Source organism: Neorhizobium phenanthreniclasticum, from assembly GCF_040066075.1.
GTDB lineage: Bacteria > Pseudomonadota > Alphaproteobacteria > Rhizobiales > Rhizobiaceae > Neorhizobium > Neorhizobium petrolearium.
Genome location: NZ_JBEAAL010000001.1, coordinates 714,791 through 734,280 on the forward strand (window position 1 = coordinate 714,791; position 19,490 = coordinate 734,280).

The window sequence follows — 19,490 nt, forward strand, 5'->3', positions numbered from 1 at the left end:
ATAGCGAGGTCAAACCGATTTCGCTATGGTCGCCCTCCAATAGAGCCGTAAGGAGTTCGCCGATGACCGAAGCCCGTACCAGCGCCGATGGTGGCATGGAGACGTCCTATGGCTTCCGACAGGTGACGGATGGCGAAAAGCAAGGCCTCGTCAACGACGTCTTCCATAAGGTCGCCAAGCGCTACGATATCATGAACGACGTCATGTCGGCCGGTATGCATCGCGTCTGGAAGGATGCGATGGTAGCGGCACTCAATCCGCGCAAGGACGCCGGCTACAAAACCCTGGATGTAGCGGGCGGCACCGGCGACATCGCCTTCCGGATCGTCGAAGCCTCCGATCGCAAGGCGCATGTGACAGTGCTCGACATCAACGGCTCGATGCTGGCGGTCGGCGCCGAGCGTGCGGCGAAAAGGAAGCTCTCCGAAAACCTGGATTTTGTTGAGGCGAACGCCGAATCCCTGCCCTTCGAGGCGAATTCCTTCGACGCCTATACGATCGCCTTCGGCATCCGCAACGTGCCGCATATCGACGTAGCACTCAAGGAAGCCTATCGCGTGCTGAAGCGCGGCGGGCGGCTGCTGGTGCTGGAATTTTCCGAGGTGGAAATGCCGCTGCTCGAACGCTTCTACGACGAATGGTCTTTCAAGGCGATCCCGCGGTTCGGCAAGATGATCACCGGCGAAGCCGAACCTTATCAGTACCTGGTGGAATCGATCCGAAAATTCCCCAACCAGGAGAATTTCGCGGCGATGATCCGCAATGCCGGTTTTTCGCGCGTGACCTATACCAATTATACCGGCGGCATCGCGGCGCTGCATTCCGGCTGGAAACTCTAGCGGAATGAGTACGCTTGGAGCCTATTTCCGGCTTGCCCGGGTGGGATGGGTGCTGGTGCGCGAAGGGGTGGTCTCCGCCCTGCCCAGCCAGGGCCTGCCGCCGTCCGTCGGCCTCGTGAAATCGCTGATCGAGCCGCTTGCACGCAAGCGCTCTCTCAAGCAGGCCCGGAGCGAACGGCTCACGCGCGCCGTCGACCGGCTGGGTCCCTCCTACGTCAAGATCGGGCAGTTCCTTGCCACCCGTCCGGATGTCGTGGGCGTCGACTGGGCAGTCGACCTGGCACTCCTCCAGGACAGGATGGCCTATTTTCCAACCGAAGCCGCCAAGGCCGCCGTCGAAGGTTCGCTCGGCCGGACGATCGACGATCTCTATTCCTCGTTCGGCGAACCGATCGCCGCCGCCTCGATCGCCCAGGTACATCCCTGTGTGGTCGGTGACAGGAAGGTCGCGGTGAAGGTGGTGCGGCCAGGCGTGCGCCATCGCTTCGCCCACGACATCGAGAGCATGTATCTCCTGTCGCGCATGCAGGAGCGCCTGGTGCCCTCCAGCCGGCGTCTCAAGCCCGTCGAAGTGACGCGGACGCTCGAGCAGACCACCAAGGTCGAGATGGACCTCAGGCTCGAGGCCGCAGCCCTGTCCGAGATCGCCGAGAACACCAAGGGCGATACCGGCTTCCGCGTGCCGCAGGTGGACTGGGAACGAACGGGCCGCGACGTCCTTACCATGGAATGGATCGACGGCATCAAGATGTCCGACGTGGCAGCCTTACGTGCCGCCGGGCACGATCTGGAAAAGCTCGCCGAGGTGCTGATCCAGTCCTTTCTGCGCCATACCTTGCGTGACGGCTTCTTCCATGCCGACATGCACCCCGGCAACCTTTTCGTCGACCCCACAGGCACGATCGTCGCGGTCGACATGGGCATCGTCGGGCGACTCGGGAAGAAAGAGCGCCGGTTCCTCGCGGAAATCCTCTTCGGATTCATCACCCGCGACTACAGGCGCGTCGCCGAAGTGCATTTCGAGGCTGGTTACGTGCCCGCCCATCACGACGTGTCGAGCTTCGCGCAGGCGATCCGGGCGATCGGGGAGCCGATCCACGGCCAGCCGGCCGAGACGATCTCGATGGCACGGCTGCTCGCCCTGCTCTTCGAGGTGACCGACCTCTTCGACATGCAGACGCGACCGGAGCTCATCCTTCTGCAGAAGACCATGGTCGTCGTCGAGGGCGTGTCGCGCATGCTGAACCCGCGCTTCAACATGTGGAAAGCTTCCGAACCCGTGGTCGGCGCCTGGATCCGCGACAATCTCGGACCGAAACGTGTTGTGTCCGATCTGAAAGACGGCTTGAAGTCGGTGGTAAAGCTTGCCGAAGCCGTGCCGGAAATCGCCGCCAGAACGGAAAAATTCCACGAGGAACTCCTTCATATGAGCGAGCATGGCCTGCGCTTCGATCCGGAAACGACGGAAGCGATCGGCAGGGCGGAGGCGCGGCACAATCGCTCCGGCCGCGTGGCGCTCTGGATCATCGCACTTACGCTCATCTATTTCGCCTTCACGCTTTGACGAATCGATAGCGGCCCACCGGTTGCGACATCGGATGTCTGCATTTTGGGATATTCCCTAACCTGTTTCTTCCGATAGGTTGAGAAGAAAGAGGATTTCATGCCTGACCCCAAACCGCTTATCGAACTGACAGGTCAGCCGATCGGATTTACCGAACTGCTGTTGATCGGCGAGAACAAAGTTCGGTTGACGGCCGCACCGGAGGGATTGGCCCGGGTACAGGCGGCAAGAGCCGTGGTCGAACAGGCGATGGCGGAGGGCAAACCCGTTTATGGCGCCACGACCGGTGTCGGCGCCATGAAAGACGTCGCCTGGTCGAGCGAGGAACTGGACGCCTTCAACCTCGGGCTCGTACGCGCACACCATTTCGGTACCGGCGAGCCCTTTCCCATCTCCGTCGTGCGCAATGCCATGGCGCTGCGCGTCAATACCGCGCTGACCGGTTATGTCGGATGCTCGACCGATCTCGTGAATAACTATCTGGAACTGCTTTCCGCCGACGTGATCCCGGTCGTGCGCCGTACCGGCTCGATCGGCTGCGCCGACATCGGGCTAATGGGCCAGATCGGCGCGGTCCTGACCGGCGTCGGCGAAGCCGTTTATGAAGGCAAGCGCCTGCCGGCGGCGGAAGCCTTCAAACGCGCAGGGCTGAGACCTAGACGCATGGCGCCGCGCGACGGCCTCGCCTCGCTCAGCGTCAATGCGGTCAGCTTCGCTGCGGCCGCCGAAACAACGCGCGCCGCCGCAGGCGCATTGCGCACGCTGCTCGCCGTGGGTCTCGCCGCTTCGGGTGCGATGGGCGCTTCCCGGGACCCATGGATCGCGGTCACCCATGTGGGCACGCCGCGCGAGGCGATGATCGGCAAATGGCTGTGCAATGCTTCCGAGGGCTGGGATTGGCCGAGCGGCACGCATGTGCAGGATCCCTTGAGCCTGCGCATGATCGCGCAGGTCTTCGGTGCCGTGTTCGAAAGCGTGCTGACCGCCGGCCACAAGATCCTCGCCGCCACCGGCCGCACCGACGACAACCCGGTGATTGCCGAGGGCCGGGTGCTCACCTCCGGCGGATCGCTGCCGCTCGATGTGACGCTTCTCCTAGAATCGGCGATCCTGTGCATGGCGCATGCGGCACGCAACTCCTTCAACCGTTGCGTCCTGCTCGGCAACGGGCAGCGGCGCGACCTGCCAGTGAACCTCGTGCCGGAAGGAGCAATCGCCACCGGGTTCGGACCGATCATCAAACTCGCGGGCGAGATTTTTTCCCGCGTTCTTTCCATGACCAATCCGGTTTCCGCGCAGTCGCTCGTCGTGGCGGGCGGCATGGAGGACGAGGCGGCTTTCCTGCCGCTCGTCATCGAGCGTTTCGACCGGCAGATGCAGGCACTGAAACGGCTTGCTGCGCTGGAAGCCCTGCTCGCCGCCCAAGCCATGGATATCCATGGCGACAAGCCGAGCGGCGCGGTGAAGCTCGTCTACGATGTCGTGCGCCGGCATGCGGCATTCTATACGGTCGACCGGCCGCTTTCGACGGAAGTGGAGGCGATCGAGGACGAACTGGCCTCGGAGGAATTCCTGACCAGCCTCATTGCGATTTCCCCGATCCATGCGATCGACGGTTTCTTCGCGCTTGGCGGTTTCGGGATGGATTCGTTTCAGCCTCGTCCGACCGCTATCGGTTTGAAGTATCCCTGATACAACGCCCTAGAGCAGGTTTTGCCACGTCGCGGCGTTCGAGCGGCCTTTATTCCGCCCGTTTCTTCATTCTCTGTTAAGGAATACATTCCTTTTCGACAATCGTCTTCCGGAGACAGCCATGGCGCTCGGTGCATCCCAACGCTTGCATGACGGGGTTCTCGCCGTCGAAACCATGACGCGCTTCGCACTTGCCGTACTGGCGCTTGCATCCGGAGTCTATACCTATCTCGGCGTGCGCAGCCTCCTCGACGGCTCGCCGACCGCCGTATTCTTCGCGGCGATCATCTACTCGGCTTCAGTCTCGGTCGCCATCTATGCCTTCTGGTCCTATATGGCGCGCTTCTATCCGCACGTGACCACCTATACGGGCCGCACCGCCATGCTCGGTGTCATGGCGCTCGGCGCTGCCATGATCATCGCCATGTCGAGCTGGCTGAACGCCGCAGCACTCGCCGGTTCGGCTGCGCTTGAACAGCATCTTGCCGAAACGGTGGAGGATTATACCGCCGACCTCGACCAGGCGCATCAGAACGCGCTTGCCGCGCAAAGCCTGCTGCCGGACATCCAGCGCGCCTCGGAACGGTTCGCCCAGCTCGCCGCTTCCGAACGCCAGTCCGGAGCGCTGACCGGCACGACGGGATCGGGCAGTGTCGTGCAACTGCTCTCACAGATGTCCGGGCAGATGAAGGAGCTGGAGAGCGGCATCAATGCCTCGCGCGAACAGGTGACCAACCTCTTCAACGAAGGCCAGAAGCGGCTGGAGACCATGCGCACGCTGGTCTCCGCTCCGGGTGCCGTCGCACCGCGCGCCGACCAGTTCTCGTCTGAAGTCGTGGCGCTGACCGGCGTCATCGCCTCACTCGGCCAGACTTCGATCGCGCCCTCCATCCGCCGCGCGGCGGACGACCTGTCGCTTGGCTTCATTGCGCCCGTGGCCGATGGCGGTAACGCCGACCTCGTCAACCGGCAGGACCAGGTGATGGAGACGGTGCGGGCATCCGTCGCGGCGCAATCCAAGGTCCTGTCGCAAGCGGCCGACGAAATCCTCACCCGGCCCCCCGTGCCGGAACGACGCTTCGTGCCGCTCTCTTCGGCCGAAGCGGTGCTGCGCTATGCCTCCGATTTCATTCCTGCATGGGCCGGCGCGATCTCGATCGATCTCCTGCCGGGCGTGCTGGTCTTCATCCTCGCGGTCGTGCATGGCGCGATCCGGAAGCAGGAGGAGAAGCTGCCGTTTGCCGAGCGGATCACCGCCGCCGAACTTCTCCAGGCCCTGGAGGTGCAGAGGGCAGTCACGGCAAGCGGCGTGAACCTGGAAAATGCGGTCGCCGGGGCCGAAACCGAAAGCGAAGCGCTGGAACCGAACAACATCACCAGCATCGACCTGAAATCACGGACACGGGACCGGTCGCATGAGGATCGATGAGCCTATCAAGGCCCTGCTGAAGCTCGACGACGGTGTGCTGATGCGCGGCGCCTTCTACATACTGCTGTCGGCGGCGGCCGTGTTTCTCCTCATCGACGTGCGCGATATCACGGCGATGAATGCGGCCCTCCCCGGCTATGATCCGATGCACGGGGACCAGCCGGTACTGCCGCCGGCGTTGACGGATGGTGTGCCGAACGCCCCGCCGGTACAGCCTGCAAGTCCAAAAGAAACGCTGCGCCAACCGATCAGGTTCGAGCTTACCTCCGGTGGCGTGCTTCTCGCTGAAGGCTCGATCGACCCGGGCGCCGCCGACCGTTTTGCCAAGGAGATCGAGGCACGCGGCGAATATGTGAAGACCGTTTCGCTCAATTCCCCCGGCGGCTCGGTGGACGATGCGCTCGCCATGTCGGAGTTGATCCGCGAGAAGAAGCTCGACACGAAAGTGGCGTCCAAGGCGCTCTGTGCCTCCTCATGCCCGATCGTCTTTGCCGGCGGCGTCGGACGCATGGCGGAGAAGGAGGCAGTAATCGGCGTGCATCAGGTCTTCAATGGCGGCAAGGACCGGCCGACGGCGGAACAGGCCATGGCCAGCGCCCAGGCCACGACCGCACGGGTTGCTCGGCATCTCGACACCATGGGCATCGGTGCGGGACTGTGGATCAACGCGCTGGAGACGCCGCCGGACCGGCTTTACTACCTCACGCCCAAGGAAATGGCGGATTTCAAGCTGACGACCGAGCCGGTCGCGACCGCGAAGAAGAAGGGTTAGCCCCGCATCGTAATCCTTCTCGCTTGTAGAGAAGCGAGGAGCGAGAGAAGCAGCATGACGCCGGTGAAGGCCGCAACCGCCCACCAGCCATCGGCGCTCCAGAAATGCCCGCCAAGCGAGCCAGCCACGCTGGAGCCGAGATAATAACCGAGTAGATAGAGCGACGAGGCGTGCCCCTTCGTCCCCCGTGCCAGCTTGCCGACCAGCGCGCTTGCGACTGAGTGGGCCATGAAGAAACCGGAGGTCAGGAGCACGATGCCGAAGATGATCAGAGACAGCGGCGAAAAGAGCGTGATGGCGATACCGACAAGCGCAACCAAAGCGCCGACCGGCATGACCAGGAAATGGCCGAAACGGTCGCCCAGCAGCCCGGCCGCCCAGGAGGCGGCAATCCCGAACAGATAGACCGTGAAGATCAGGCCAAGTTCGGTCTGGTTGAGGTTGTAAGGGGCCGCGACCAGCCGGAAGCCGGCATAATTATAGATCGTCACGAAGGCGCCCATCATCAGGAAACCGATGGCGAACAGCAATGCCAGAGCCGGATTCTTCAAGTGCCCGAACCAGGCATCAACGTGATAGCGGACGGTCGATTTGCGGGGGATGAAATTGCGCGACGGCGGCAAAAGGACGAGGAAGCCGATTGCGGCGACGATGCCCATCAGCCCGATCCCTGCCAGCGCCAGCCGCCATGAGAAATATTCGGCCAGCATGCCGGTGAAAACGCGGCCCGCCATGCCGCCGAAGGCATTGCCGGCAATGTAGAGCCCCATGGAGGCGCCAAGGCCCCTCGGGTCGATCTCTTCCGACAGATAGGCCATGGCGACCGCCGGGACGCCGCCGAGCAGAAAACCTTCGAGCGCACGGATGACGAGCAGCGCATTCCAATCCGGCACGACAGCGCAGGCGATCGTGCAGAGCGAAGCGCCGAGCAGCGAGACGAACATCAGGCTGCGGCGGCCGAAGCGCTCCGAAACCGCAGCCGCAAGAAAGATCGCGACAGCCAGGAGGCCGGTGGAGAGCGAAAGCGACAGGGAGCTCGCCGCCGGGCTGACCCCGAAATCCGCAGAAAAGATCGGCATCAGCGGCTGCACGCAGTAAAGCAGCGCGAAGGTCGAGAAACCGGACATGAAGAAGGCCAGGCTGGCGCGACGATAGGGCGGCGTGCCGCGTACCAGAAACTGCTTCTCGCCGTCGTTCGCCGCAGGTTTCGGCGAATGCAGATCGGCTTCAGGAGATGCTTTCACCTGACGTTGGGCAGCGCTGGACATGATCAGAAAAACCTTTCGACGCGGAAAAAGGTAGCGAGCAGCACATTATTTGTCCAATATATGAAGCAGGCGATCTCGATAGGTTCTAGATATGGAGCTCCGGCATATCCGATATTTCCTTGCGGTGGCTGAAGAGGGCAATTTCACCCGCGCCGCAGCGAAACTCGGCATCGGCCAGCCGCCGCTCAGCCAGCAGATCCGTATTCTGGAAATGGAGATCGGCGCTCCCCTGTTCCATCGCGTCCCGCACGGCGCGGAACTGACCGCGGCAGGCGCCGCCTTCCTGACCGAAGCCAGAGCTTCGCTGGCTGCAGCTGACAATGCCGTCCTTGCAGCCCAGCGCGCCGCCCGTGGCGAGACCGGCAGGCTGGCGCTCGGCTTTACCGCGTCGGCCGCCTTCAATCCGGTGGTTACCGGCGCGATCCGGCGTTTTCGCAGCCAGTGGCCGGATGTGGCGCTGGCGCTCAGCGAGATGAACAGCAACTGGCTGATGGAGAAACTCACGCGCGGCGAGATCGACGCCGCCTTCATCCGTCCGGGCCTCGAGGACCCGAAGGAGGTGCGGCTGAAACGGCTGCCGGACGAACCGATGCTGGTCGCGCTTCCCGCGCATCACCCGCTTGCCGAACACAGACAGGTTCCGCTTGCAGCACTTGCCGGCGAACCCTTCATCCTCTTCCCGCGCACGGTAGGCCTCAGCCTCTACGACGATATCGTGCGCGGCTGCCGCGAGGCCGGTTTCGAATTGCAGGTGACGCAGGAAGCACCGCAGATCCCTTCCGTCGTCAATCTCGTGGCGGCCGATCTCGGCGTCTCGATCGTGCCCGCCTCGATCGCGAAATTCGCAATCGAAGGCGTCGTCTACAAGCCTATCGAGGGACCGCCGCTGATCGCGCGGCTGGGGCTTGCGGTGCTCAAGGCACAGCGCTCCCCGATCGCGCTTAACCTCATGGGCCTCGTCTGATCAGGTTTCCGGCTTGATCTCCCGCTCGCAGAAGCTGATGCGGTTGCTGAACGGATCGGTGACCGTCACCTCCAGCCCCCAGGGCTGCTGCTCCACACCCGGCTTCATGTAACGGTAATCCTTTGCGATCAGCTCTGCATGGAAGGCGCGGATGCCCTGCATCGGCACGAAAACACGGGCGCCGGGCGAAGCATCGCCCGCATGTTCGGAAAGGTGCATCAGCATGCCGCTGCGGGAAACCTGGCAATAAAGCGGGAAATTCTCGCCGAAGCGATGTTCCCAATCGAGTTCGAAACCCAGAAAGCCGCAATAGAATTCCATCGCCTTGTCGACGGAGAATATCCGGAAGATCGGGATCGCCGGCTGGATCGAGATACCACCAGACTTCCTTTGCTGCCGCTCTGCCGCCTCGATCTTTGCAGCGAGGATATTCCAGTCGTGATAGCCGAACTGGCCTGCCACCAGTTCCAGCGCCTGACTATGCGTAAGCTCTAAGTTACGTTCTGCCAGCGCCTCGCGCAGGCTTTTCGCCATCAGTTTCACATCGCGGAAATCGCGCATCTCATCATCCTTTCAATGGACGAACGGCAAGATCAGGGCCCGCATTGCTGATCCGTTCGTCATCATTGGCCTGGATGGCAAAGGATGAGAGTCGGTTAGGATGCATTCACCGTTGGTTTCAAAACCTGCGGGCGGCTGGCCGCATCCGGCCGCAAACAGGAGTAACGCAGTCGGGAATACAGCGCAAGCGGGACAGCGTATCAGCGATGACGATTGCAAGTCGGCGGCCGAGGGCTTAGCTTCCCCGCCACATCTGACATCGGATACGGGCATGGAACTTCAAGGCAAGCGCATCCTTCTGATCATCTCCGGCGGCATCGCGGCCTACAAAAGCCTCGACCTCATCCGCAGGCTCCGCGAACGCGGCGCAACCGTGCGGCCGGTCATGACAAAGGCGGCACAGGAGTTCGTTACGCCACTTGCGGTCGGCGCGCTTTCGGCAAGCCATGTCTATGGCGACCTGTTCTCCCGCGAGGACGAGCAGGATGTCGGCCACATTCGCCTTGCACGCGACACCGATCTGGTGGTGGTGGCGCCGGCCAGCGCCGACCTGATGGCGAAGATGGCCCACGGGCTGGCGGACGATCTGGCAAGTACCGTGCTGCTCGCCACCGACCGGCCGGTGCTGGTGGCGCCGGCGATGAACCCGAAGATGTGGGCCGCACCCGCGACCAGGCGCAATGTCGAAACGCTGAAAGCCGACGGCATCCGCTTTATCGGGCCGATGACCGGCGAGATGGCGGAAAGCAGCGAGGCGGGCGTCGGCCGCATGGCCGAGCCGCTGGAGATCGTCGCCGCAATCGTCGAACTGCTCGACGGCGGACCGAGGCCGCTCGCCGGCAGGACCGCGATCGTCACATCCGGTCCGACGCATGAGCCGATCGATCCTGTGCGTTACATCGCCAACCGCTCCTCGGGCCGGCAGGGACATGCGATCGCCGCGGCGCTCGCCAAACTCGGCGCGGATGTGACGCTCGTTTCCGGCCCCGTGACGATCCCCGATCCGGGCGGGGTCAAGACCGTACATGTGGAACGAGCCGACGAGATGCTGGAAGCGGTCGTCTCCCGCCTGCCCGCCGACATCGCGGTCATGGTGGCGGCGGTTGCCGACTGGCGCGTGGCGACCTCAGCCGGCCAGAAGATCAAGAAGAAATCGGGGGAGCCCCCCCCGCCGCTCGTGCTTGCCGAAAACCCGGACATCCTGAAGACGGTCGGGCATCACGACAAACGGCCGAAACTGGTGGTCGGTTTTGCCGCCGAAACCCAGGACGTGGAGAAGAACGGCCGGGACAAGCTTCTACGCAAGGGCGCGGACCTGATCGTCGCCAACGACGTTTCGCCGGAGACCGGCATCATGGGCGGCACCCGCAACCGCGTGAAAATCATCAGCGCCAAGGGCGTCGAGGAATGGCCGGACCTCGGCAAGGACGAAGTGGCGGCAAGGCTTGCCAACCTTATTGCCGGGCGACTGGCGGGTGCGTGAGATGAGCCTTTTCGATCGCAAGGATTTCGATGCGTTCGTCACTAACCTGCCGGGCACGTCTTTCGTCGATCAATGGGACGGGCATGTCGCGAAGGTGGGCGGCAAGGTCTTCACTGTGCTTTGGGGCGAAGGCGAACGGGCGAGACTGGTCGCGAAATGCCCGGAAGAGAGTTTTGAGATCCTGACCGCGCTTGAGGGGATCAGGCAGGCCCCCTATTTCGCCAAACGGAAATGGGTGGAGATCGGCCGCAATTCGCCGCTTTCGGACGAGGAGCTCGTCCACTATCTTACACGATCCTATGAACTGGTGGCCGCCGGCCTGACGAAGAAACTCCGGCAGGAACTGGGAATCAGGCTGTCTTCCTGACGTCTTCGGACACCCCCTCTCCCTGGGGAGCGAAGACCGACACTTTGATACCCTCGGCACAGACCTTCACGGCGCTGCCATCCGGGATTTCCACCCACGCATCAACCTCGTCGTTGAGCGGTTCCGACACGAGGCAATAGCCGGTCCTGCTGCCCGTCGGCGCGGCGTAAAGGGTCGGCGGCCTGTGGTCCGTCGCATAACGCACCGCATAAAGCTCCTTGCCATCGGAGAAAGCGGCGGTGAAGCGCACCAGCGCCTCGCCGGATTTTTCCATCGACAGGTCCTCGACGGCGGCAATCGCCCTTTCCATGGCGCCGAGCGGATCGGCATCAAGGCCCAGTTGCAGCGCCAGCAGGAAGAGCAGTTCCGAATCCGTCGTCCCGGAGCGTGCATGGAACAATTCGTCGGAGAGCATGCCTTCCATCTGCCTCCGGATGCGGTCGAAGCCGGAAATCTGGCCGTTGTGCATGAACGACCAGTGGCTATGCACGAAAGGGTGGCAGTTGTCGCGGCGCGTCGCGCCGGTCGTCGCGGCCCGCACGTGGGCGAGGAACAACGGTGAACGGATCTGCCTCGCGAGGCTTCTGAGATTGCAATCGGACCAGGCCGGCAGGATATCGCGGTAGCGGCCCGGATCCGGCCGCTCACCATACCACGCGATGCCGAAACCATCGCCGTTCGTAGCGGTCTTGGCGCGGGTGGCGCAGTGGGATTGTTCGATCAGGGAATGGGCGGGCGAGGATACGAGTTCTTCGAGATAAAGAGGTTCGCCGCGATAGGCTGCCCAACGGCACATGGGTCTTGATGCTCCGACGAGGCCGCCCGCGTGCGGCCGAAAAATGTTGAAATCAGCGTCTCGACAAATGCTTAACGAATTATGAATGGAAACCCTTGACGACCGGTTTTTGACAGAGGGCCAATCACTTTTTACGACCCTTTGTTGTCTTTTGAGGTTGCCTGAGCGGATTTGCGGCCTAAATTTGGCAGCATGTCATATCAGGAAAATCCCAGGCAGGACGATCAGGCCTCTGTTTCATCCGGCGAGGAAGCCCTTTTTAAACTGGCATTCCAACCCGACCAATGGGCACTGTTTCTCGATATCGATGGAACACTGATCGACCTTGCAGATACGCCGGATGGGATCGTCGTTCCCCCGGATTTGCCGGAAAACCTCCATCACCTTTCCACGAAGCTCAATGGTGCGCTGGCGCTGGTAACCGGACGCGCGCTTGCCTATGCCGACCGGCTTTTCGTGCCATACACATTTCCGATCGCCGGACTGCATGGGTCCGAGCGGCGCAGTCCATCGGGCGAGATCAGCCGATTCACGCCAAGTGCCGCATTCGAAGAACTGAAAGCCGCCCTGGCGTGGGAGGCGAAACAATGGCCGGGCGTCCTGGTGGAGGACAAGGGGGCGGCCATCGCTGCACATTACCGGCAAGCGCCGGATCAGCGAGAGACCGTAGAAGCAGCCATGCCCCGTTATCTCGACATGGCCGGCCCGGACTTCACGCTGCAGCGTGGCAAGATGGTCGCCGAAATCCGCCCGGCGCAAGCCAGCAAGGGGCATGCGCTCAAGGCCTTCCTCGACGAGACGCCCTTCAACGGGCGTAAACCGATCGCGATCGGCGACGACGTGACCGACGAAGCGATGTTCCGGACGGCAAACCGGCTTGGCGGGCATTCGATCCGCATCGCCGAAACGCCGGCTGAAACGGAAGCGATATCCACTCTCCCTTCGACCGATGCCCTGCGGGCGATCCTCGCCACGCTGGCCGGCGCCGGCACATCCAATATCGCTTGAATCGAAAGGGAAGAGCTTGAGCCGTCTTGTGGTCGTTTCCAACCGCGTCACCCTCCCGCAAAAAAGCGGCGACGCTCCCGCCGGGGGGCTAGCCGTCGCCCTGCAGGCAGCCCTGGAAGAGCGCGGCGGCATCTGGATGGGCTGGTCGGGCAAGTCCAGCGGCGCGAAGGAGCCCGCGCCGCTTGCCATGCAGACGCATGGCAATATCACCTATGCGCTCACCGACCTCACGAAGACGGATGTCGAAGAATATTACCACGGCTTCGCCAACCGGGTGCTCTGGCCGATCTGCCACTACCGGCTGGATCTCGCCGAATACGGCCGCAAGGAGATGGCCGGCTATTTCCGCGTCAACCGCTTCTTTGCCCACCGGCTAGCGCCACTGCTGCGGGAAGACGACATCATCTGGGTGCATGATTACCACCTGATCCCGCTCGCCGCCGAACTGCGCCAGATGGGCCTCAAGAACCGTATCGGTTTCTTCCTGCACATTCCGTGGCCACCGGCGGACGTGCTCTTCACGATGCCCGTCCACGAGGAGATCATGAAGGGCCTTTCGCACTATGACCTGGTCGGCTTCCAGACCGACCACGACCTCGCCAATTTTGCCGGCGGACTCGTGCGCGAAGGCATCGGCGAGGCGCTGGAAGGCGGCAAGCTGACCTCCTACGGGCGGACATTCAAGGGCGGGTTCTACCCGATCGGCATCGAGACCGCCGCATTCGCGGACTATGCGAAAAAGGCTGCCACCAACCTGATCGTACGCAAGGCCAAGCAGAGTGTCGAAGGCCGCGATCTCATCATCGGGGTCGACCGGCTCGATTATTCGAAGGGGATCACCCAACGGCTCGATGCTTTCGAACATTTCGTCAAATCCAATCCGGGTCACCATAACCGGGTGACCTATCTGCAGATCACACCGAAATCCCGCTCGGAAGTGCCGGAATACGAGCAGATGCAGCGGACGGTTGCCGAGCAGGCCGGCCGCGTGAACGGCGCGATCGGCACGGTGGACTGGGTGCCGATCCGCTACATCAACCGTTCGATCGGTCGCCCGGTACTCGCGGGCCTCTACCGGCTGGCGCGGATCGGGCTCGTGACGCCGCTGCGTGACGGGATGAACCTTGTCGCCAAGGAATATGTCGCCGCCCAGGACCCGGAGAACCCCGGCGTGCTGGTGCTGTCACGCTTCGCGGGCGCCGCCCGGGAATTACGGGGGGCGCTGCTGGTAAACCCCTACGACATAGAGGGTACCGCCAACGCGATCGCCCGCGGCATCAACATGCCGCTCGAAGAGCGCCAGGAACGCTGGGGCCGCATGATGGAGCACCTTCTGGAACACGACGTAACCCGTTGGTGCAATGATTTCCTCAGAGATCTCACCGCGGCGTGATTGTCACGCCTGCGACCATCAACGGGCGGCGGACCGGATTCCTCACGCCTTCTGGCAATAGTGCACTTTCGGCGTGTCGTCGCCGGTCTGGAAATCTCCGGGCTGCGGCGGCGCAATCGGCTTGAAGAGGGTGCGGTCCGGTTTCAGGTCTAGAAGCGGCGTGCCGTCGAGGCAATCGAGCCCTCGAACGAGAAGTACATTGCCTTCCACCGCTTCCAGCACGACGATCGAGGTGCCGATCGGATTCGGGCGCACCGGCGTGCGCAGCGAAAACGTACCATGGACCTTGCCGTTGCTTGCCGGGCTCTGCAACACCAGATCACGTCGCGAACGGTCCAGCCAATAGAGGACTTCCAGGCGCTCGAAAGCCTCGATGCCCTTGAGCGCCGCAACCCAGGGCTCGAAGATCTCGATGCGGCAGACAGGCCCGTCATGCCTGCCCTGGCGCGGCGTCTCCATGCGCGAAGTCCAGGGGGTCGAGATGCGGCCGATGAAGGTCAGTCCTGCATCGGTTGGCGCAGGTGGCGTGACCGCCACTTCGTTTTCGCGGATTTCGTTTTCGCGTACCATCATGGACCTCCTGCCGGACTTGGGGCGGGACTGCCGTTGCGACAGTGCCACAGCAGGCCCTCGCCGAAGCCAGAGCCCACTATGGCATACCGAAATATTTATGGAAACATCTCGATACGGATCAAGCCGCCTGCCTGATCTCGCCCAGCGCCTCTTCGAGGCTTACGTGACCAAGGAACCGGCCGGCCGTTCTGGCCTCCTCCTGATGCTCGATAGCCCAGGCAAAACTTACCGCGGGGTCCTCCTGCAGGCGCTCGTAAAGTGCATTGAGCGCCGGAAATTTCTTCCGGTCTACGACCTGATGGAAATCGTTCCAGCGGGCGATGCCGGCGAAATAGGCATCCGCAAAGCTCTTCTCATCGCCAAGCAGCCATTTCCGGCCAGCGAGCAGGCGTTCGAGATGAGCATGGGCTTTTTCGACCTTGGCGATGCCATAGGCCGTAAGCGCCTCCTTCGCCTGTGGCTCCAACTCATGTTCCAACGCATGCCAGAGAGGGCTGAAAGCATTGAAGAAGCCGGTGTTGAGGAAAGCCAGCGTCTGATTGAGCCGGTCGAACTTTTCCGACTTCGGATCGAAGCCCCAGCCCTTGTCCATCGTGCGGGCGGCAATATGATTGAGGATGGCCATGCTCTCACTCATCAAGCGACCATCCGGCAACATCAGCGAGGGCGTCTCGCCGACCGGATTGACCGGCCTGTAGGCCTCGCTCGAGACCACTCCGGGCATTTGCACCCGGCAGAGGCGATAGGGCGCGCCCGTCCATTCAAGCGCCACGATCGAGCCGAACGAGCATCCCTCCGGCACGCCATAAAACAGGATCGGTGTCATATCTTCACTCCTTGGGAATTGAACCTTTCGAATGAAGACAATATGATTTCGTGGACGCTGGTGCGGTAGACGGCTTTATTACGCTTCAAAGTCTACATATATGGAAGATGACATGACTGCGTCGCTCAATCTCAACGATCTCCATTTCTTCGTTCAGGCGGTGGAACACGGTGGATTTTCCGCCGCCGGGCGTCGGCTTGGGGTGCCGAAATCCACGATCAGCAAGCGGGTCGCGGAGCTGGAGGATCGGCTGGGCGTCAGGCTGATCCATCGCACTTCGCGCAGCTTTTCATTGACCGACCTCGGCCGGGATTTCTTCCAGCACGCGCAAGCCTCGATCATCGAAGCGGAAATGGCCGAAACGATCGTGCGCACCCATCTTGGCGAACCGAGCGGGATTGTGCGGATGACCGCCGCTGTGCCGACCGCGCAATTCCTGCTCGCCGAACACCTGCCGGAGCTTTCCGCCCGTTACCCGAAACTCAAGCTTTCGCTGCATGTCAGCGATCGGTTCGTCGATATCGTCCAGGAAGGGTTCGACATCGCGCTGCGGAGCCACCAGGCGCCCCTGCCCGATTCGACACTGCTGCAGAGGAAGCTTGCCACGCACCCTTTCTTCGTCGTCGCCTCGCCGGATTATCTGCATGCACATGGCGAGCCCAGGAGCCCGGAGGAGCTTGCCGGGCATAAAGCGGTGGCGGCCTATTTCGACGACGATCCCTGGCGGCTGACCTCATGCGAAAATAAAGAGGTTCTGGTGAGGCCCCTGCCGGTGATTGCCGCCGACGAGCCGATGGTGATGATGAAGGCGGCACTGGCCGGGCTTGGCCTCGCCTGCCTGCCGACCTCCGTCTGCCGCGACGCGCTCGCCGAAGGTCGGCTCGTGCGCCTGCTTCCGGACTGGACGGCAGGCAGCATCACCACGACCATCCTGATGCCGCATCGGCGCGGTCAATTGCCGGCCGTGCGTGCCGTCGTCGATTTCCTCAGCGAAAAGCTGGCCCAGGCCTGAACGGGTCTACAAGCTTGCGAACAGGCCCTGCTTCAGTCCCGCTACCCGTTCCTCGTTGCGACGGTAGAAAATCCATTGCTTGATGCGCTTGCCGTGGACCAGTTCCGCCTGCACGAGAATGCGCATATGCTCGCTGAGCGTGGCAGGGGTTATGCCGAGCTTCTCCGCGATCAGCACCGCGCAGACGCCGTCTTCCACCAGGTCGCCATCCACCTGCGGCGGAAAATGCTCGCGCGGCTGCTTCAGCCATTCGAGAATCATCAGACGCCGATCGTTGGCGAAGGCTTTCAGGATATCGACGTCTTGCATTTTGGTATTTTGCCAAGTAACGAACTAAAGTCAATCCTGTATGAGGCCCACATGTCCGTCGATCCTGTCAAGCCAGAACGCATAGCCGAAACAGAGAAGCTCATCCGTCCGCATATCCGCCACACACCGGTGATGCGGGTCGACATGCGGGATTTCGGAGCCGGGGCACTGCCAGTCGATCTGAAACTCGAACTTTTGCAGCATTCCGGCTCGTTCAAGGCGCGCGGCGCCTTCTCCAGCCTGCTGACCCGTGACGTTCCGCCGGCCGGCGTCGTCGCGGCATCCGGCGGCAATCATGGTGCTGCGGTGGCCTATGCGGCGATGCGGCTCGGCGTGCCCGCCACGATCTTCGTGCCGAGCGTCACCTCGCCCGCCAAGGCGGAGCGCATCCGCTCCTATGGCGCGGAACTCGTGATCGGCGGCGACCGATATGCGGATGCGCTGGCGGCCAGCGAGACCTATGTCGCCGAGAGCGGGGCTCTGGCGGTGCACGCCTATGACCAGGTGGAAACCTTGCTGGGCCAGGGAACGCTCGGAAAGGAGATCGAGGACGACCTGCCGGAAATGACGACGCTGCTCGTCGCCGTCGGCGGCGGCGGGCTGATCGGCGGCGTCGCCTCGTGGTTCCGCGGCCGGGTGAAGATCGTTGCGGTGGAATCCGACGGTGCGCCGACGCTTCACGAGGCCTTCAAGGCCGGCAGGCCGGTGGATGCCCCGGCCGGCGGCATCGCAGCCGACTCGCTCGCCCCGAGGCAGGTCGGCCAATTGATGTTTCCGATCGCACAGAAATATGTCGAACCGCCGGTTCTGGTTTCGGACGACGCGATTCTGGCCGCCCAGAAGGCGCTGTGGGCCGGCGCGCGCGTCGTGGCCGAGCCCGGCGGAGCGGCCGCCTTCGCCGCCCTTCTTTCCGGTAAATACGTTCCGGGCCTGGACGAACGCGTCTGCGTCCTCGTCTGCGGGTCGAACACGACTGCCGTCAGGTTCGATTGAGGTCCGAAAATATCACGCCGCCTTGGCGACGTGATATTCCTTGATCGCGGCCATCCTGATCGCCGGATAACGCTCGCTCTCATAGCGCAGCGAAAAGCCGTCCTGCGCCAGATAGACCGGATCGCCATCAAGATCGCGGGCGATATCGCCGCGATGGGTCGAGAGGAATTTTTCCAGCTCGGCCGGCTGGTCCGCCGCGATCCAGCGGCAGACAGAGAAACGCGACATTTCGAAGGAGACCGGCAGGCCGTATTCAGCCGCAAGCCGCTCCTTCAGCACATCGAGCTGCAGCGCGCCGACGACGCCGACGATCGCCGGCGAGCCGTCTTCCGGCGAAAAGAGCTGCACGACGCCTTCTTCCGCCATCTGCTGCAGGGCTTCCTTCAGCTTCTTCGCCTTCATGGCATCCTCCAGCCGCACGCGGCGGAGAATTTCCGGCGAGAAATTCGGCACGCCCTGGAAGACCAGCGGCTCGCCTTCCGTCAGCGTATCGCCGATCCTGAGTGTCCCGTGGTTCGGAATGCCGACCACATCGCCGGCATAGGCAGTATCCGCCAGCTGCCGCTGCGAGGCGAAGAAGAATTGCGGCGCCGTCAACCCGAGCTGCTTGCCGGTGCGCGACAGGCGCGCCTTCATGCCGCGCTCCAGCTTGCCGGAGCAGACGCGGGCGAAGGCGATGCGGTCGCGATGGTTCGGGTCCATGTTCGCCTGGATCTTGAAGACGAAGGCCGTCATCCGGTCCTCCGCCGCGTGCACCTTGCGGATATCGGCCACCTGGTCGCGGGGTGGCGGCGCAAATTCGCCGAGTGCCTCGATCAGATCGCGGACGCCGTAGTTGCGGAGCGCCGAGCCAAAGAAAACCGGCGTCATATGACCTTCGAGGAAAGCCTGGCGATCGAAGGGCCTGCAAGCCTCGATCGCCAGTTCCGTCTCTTCGATGAACGCCGCACGCTCGTTTTCCGGCAGACGGTCGGCCACACTCTGCGGGCCGTTGACCGGCGTCACAGTTACCTCGGTGTCGGAACCGCGCACCGTATTATCGGCGAGATGGTAAGAGCCGCAGAAGGTCTTGGACCGGCCGATCGGCCAGGTGATCGGCGCGGTATCGAGTGCCAGCTTCTCCTCCACCTCGTCCAGTATCTCGAAGGGGTCGCGGCTTTCGCGGTCCATCTTGTTGACGAAGGTGATGATCGGGATGTCGCGCATGCGGCAGACTTCGAAAAGTTTCAGCGTGCGCGGTTCGATGCCTTTTGCGGCGTCGATGACCATGACCGCAGCATCCACCGCCGTTAGCGTGCGATAGGTGTCGTCGGCAAAATCCTCGTGGCCGGGCGTATCGAGGATGTTGAAGACATTGCCGCCATATTCGAAGGTCATGACCGAGGTGACGACCGAGATGCCGCGCTCGCGCTCGATCTTCATCCAGTCGGACCGCGTCTGGATGCGGTCCTTCTTCGCCTTCACCTCGCCGGCAAGCTGGATCGCGCCGCCGAAGAGCAGCAGTTTTTCGGTGAGAGTCGTCTTGCCCGCGTCCGGATGGGCAATAATCGCGAATGTGCGACGGCGGGCGACCGCCTCGGCAATGGTTTCGGGCATCGTGCAAATCCTGTGAATTGCCGGCGTATCTAGCGACTAAAGCCC

The 19,490-nt window shown here is 62.7% G+C and carries 19 protein-coding genes; 12 read left to right on the forward strand and 7 right to left on the reverse strand.

The window, feature by feature from the left end; genetic code table 11:
* The first annotated feature begins 62 nt into the window (after positions 1 to 62).
* The 5 genes from ubiE to ABK249_RS03550 all read left to right on the forward strand — a co-directional run bounded on the left by ubiE (position 63) and on the right by ABK249_RS03550 (position 6,296).
* Complete coding sequence (gene ubiE, locus ABK249_RS03530) at positions 63 to 839, forward strand: bifunctional demethylmenaquinone methyltransferase/2-methoxy-6-polyprenyl-1,4-benzoquinol methylase UbiE (RefSeq protein WP_037159280.1); 777 nt, start codon at positions 63 to 65, stop codon at positions 837 to 839.
* Between the two features lie 4 nt (positions 840 to 843).
* Positions 844 to 2,403: a 2-polyprenylphenol 6-hydroxylase gene (ubiB, locus tag ABK249_RS03535; RefSeq protein ID WP_037159283.1), complete on the forward strand. Its 1,560-nt coding sequence runs from the start codon at positions 844 to 846 to the stop codon at positions 2,401 to 2,403.
* Between the two features lie 99 nt (positions 2,404 to 2,502).
* Positions 2,503 to 4,095, forward strand: coding sequence for an aromatic amino acid ammonia-lyase (locus ABK249_RS03540; RefSeq protein ID WP_348862235.1), 1,593 nt, complete (start codon positions 2,503 to 2,505; stop codon positions 4,093 to 4,095).
* A 121-nt stretch (positions 4,096 to 4,216) separates the two neighbouring features.
* Positions 4,217 to 5,524: a hypothetical protein gene (locus ABK249_RS03545; protein ID WP_037159289.1), complete on the forward strand. Its 1,308-nt coding sequence runs from the start codon at positions 4,217 to 4,219 to the stop codon at positions 5,522 to 5,524.
* Positions 5,511 to 6,296 (forward strand): COG3904 family protein, encoded by a 786-nt coding sequence (locus tag ABK249_RS03550; protein WP_037159292.1) that lies wholly within the window; start codon positions 5,511 to 5,513, stop codon positions 6,294 to 6,296. Before ABK249_RS03545 ends, ABK249_RS03550 begins: the two co-directional genes overlap by 14 nt.
* Here ABK249_RS03550 and ABK249_RS03555 read toward each other — a convergent pair.
* Positions 6,293 to 7,564: an MFS transporter gene (locus ABK249_RS03555; protein ID WP_348862236.1), complete on the reverse strand. Its 1,272-nt coding sequence runs from the start codon at positions 7,562 to 7,564 to the stop codon at positions 6,293 to 6,295. The two genes, ABK249_RS03550 and ABK249_RS03555, sit on opposite strands and share 4 nt — an antisense overlap.
* A 91-nt stretch (positions 7,565 to 7,655) precedes the next feature.
* Between ABK249_RS03555 and ABK249_RS03560 the strand changes: the two genes are divergently transcribed.
* Positions 7,656 to 8,528 (forward strand): LysR family transcriptional regulator, encoded by an 873-nt coding sequence (locus tag ABK249_RS03560; protein ID WP_348862237.1) that lies wholly within the window; start codon positions 7,656 to 7,658, stop codon positions 8,526 to 8,528.
* Here the strand turns inward: ABK249_RS03560 and ABK249_RS03565 are convergent, their stop codons facing one another.
* A complete protein-coding gene (locus ABK249_RS03565; RefSeq protein WP_348862238.1) occupies positions 8,529 to 9,089 on the reverse strand; it encodes a glyoxalase superfamily protein in 561 nt (186 codons plus the stop codon).
* Between the two features lie 271 nt (positions 9,090 to 9,360).
* Between ABK249_RS03565 and coaBC the strand changes: the two genes are divergently transcribed.
* On the forward strand, positions 9,361 to 10,572 hold the full coding sequence (gene coaBC / locus ABK249_RS03570; RefSeq protein ID WP_348862239.1) for a bifunctional phosphopantothenoylcysteine decarboxylase/phosphopantothenate--cysteine ligase CoaBC: 1,212 nt from the start codon (positions 9,361 to 9,363) through the stop codon (positions 10,570 to 10,572).
* A gap of 1 nt (position 10,573) precedes the next feature.
* Positions 10,574 to 10,939 carry an MmcQ/YjbR family DNA-binding protein gene (locus tag ABK249_RS03575; RefSeq protein ID WP_348862240.1) on the forward strand — a complete coding sequence of 122 codons (366 nt, stop codon included), beginning with the start codon at positions 10,574 to 10,576 and terminating at the stop codon, positions 10,937 to 10,939.
* On the opposite strand, the gene ABK249_RS03580 is transcribed toward ABK249_RS03575, so the two are convergent.
* On the reverse strand, positions 10,923 to 11,735 hold the full coding sequence (locus tag ABK249_RS03580) for a class II glutamine amidotransferase (RefSeq protein ID WP_348862242.1): 813 nt from the start codon (positions 11,733 to 11,735) through the stop codon (positions 10,923 to 10,925). The genes ABK249_RS03575 and ABK249_RS03580 overlap by 17 nt on opposite strands.
* A gap of 192 nt (positions 11,736 to 11,927) precedes the next feature.
* Here ABK249_RS03580 and otsB point away from each other — a divergent pair, with 192 nt between their 5' ends.
* Complete coding sequence (gene otsB / locus ABK249_RS03585; RefSeq protein WP_348862243.1) at positions 11,928 to 12,743, forward strand: trehalose-phosphatase; 816 nt, start codon at positions 11,928 to 11,930, stop codon at positions 12,741 to 12,743.
* Between the two features lie 16 nt (positions 12,744 to 12,759).
* Positions 12,760 to 14,136 carry an alpha,alpha-trehalose-phosphate synthase (UDP-forming) gene (gene otsA, locus ABK249_RS03590; RefSeq protein ID WP_037159317.1) on the forward strand — a complete coding sequence of 459 codons (1,377 nt, stop codon included), beginning with the start codon at positions 12,760 to 12,762 and terminating at the stop codon, positions 14,134 to 14,136.
* A 42-nt stretch (positions 14,137 to 14,178) separates the two neighbouring features.
* Here otsA and tsaA read toward each other — a convergent pair whose 3' ends face one another.
* Together tsaA and ABK249_RS03600 are read right to left on the reverse strand one after the other, a co-directional pair.
* The gene (gene tsaA / locus ABK249_RS03595) at positions 14,179 to 14,706 is read right to left on the reverse strand and encodes a tRNA (N6-threonylcarbamoyladenosine(37)-N6)-methyltransferase TrmO (protein ID WP_037159320.1); all 528 of its coding nucleotides are present in this window, start codon (positions 14,704 to 14,706) and stop codon (positions 14,179 to 14,181) included.
* A 121-nt stretch (positions 14,707 to 14,827) separates the two neighbouring features.
* Entirely contained in the window at positions 14,828 to 15,535 is a 708-nt protein-coding gene (locus tag ABK249_RS03600; RefSeq protein WP_348862244.1) for a glutathione S-transferase family protein, read from the reverse strand.
* A 112-nt stretch (positions 15,536 to 15,647) separates the two neighbouring features.
* Here ABK249_RS03600 and ABK249_RS03605 point away from each other — a divergent pair, with 112 nt between their 5' ends.
* Positions 15,648 to 16,547 (forward strand): LysR substrate-binding domain-containing protein, encoded by a 900-nt coding sequence (locus ABK249_RS03605; protein WP_037159325.1) that lies wholly within the window; start codon positions 15,648 to 15,650, stop codon positions 16,545 to 16,547.
* A gap of 6 nt (positions 16,548 to 16,553) precedes the next feature.
* Here the strand turns inward: ABK249_RS03605 and ABK249_RS03610 are convergent, their stop codons facing one another.
* Positions 16,554 to 16,856 (reverse strand): ArsR/SmtB family transcription factor, encoded by a 303-nt coding sequence (locus ABK249_RS03610; protein WP_037159327.1) that lies wholly within the window; start codon positions 16,854 to 16,856, stop codon positions 16,554 to 16,556.
* A 51-nt stretch (positions 16,857 to 16,907) separates the two neighbouring features.
* On the opposite strand from ABK249_RS03610, the gene ABK249_RS03615 reads away from it, so the two are divergent.
* On the forward strand, positions 16,908 to 17,849 hold the full coding sequence (locus tag ABK249_RS03615) for a threonine/serine dehydratase (protein ID WP_052183179.1): 942 nt from the start codon (positions 16,908 to 16,910) through the stop codon (positions 17,847 to 17,849).
* A gap of 12 nt (positions 17,850 to 17,861) precedes the next feature.
* Here ABK249_RS03615 and ABK249_RS03620 read toward each other — a convergent pair whose 3' ends face one another.
* The gene (locus ABK249_RS03620) at positions 17,862 to 19,445 is read right to left on the reverse strand and encodes a peptide chain release factor 3 (RefSeq protein ID WP_227705043.1); all 1,584 of its coding nucleotides are present in this window, start codon (positions 19,443 to 19,445) and stop codon (positions 17,862 to 17,864) included.
* Positions 19,446 to 19,490: the final 45 nt, after the last annotated feature.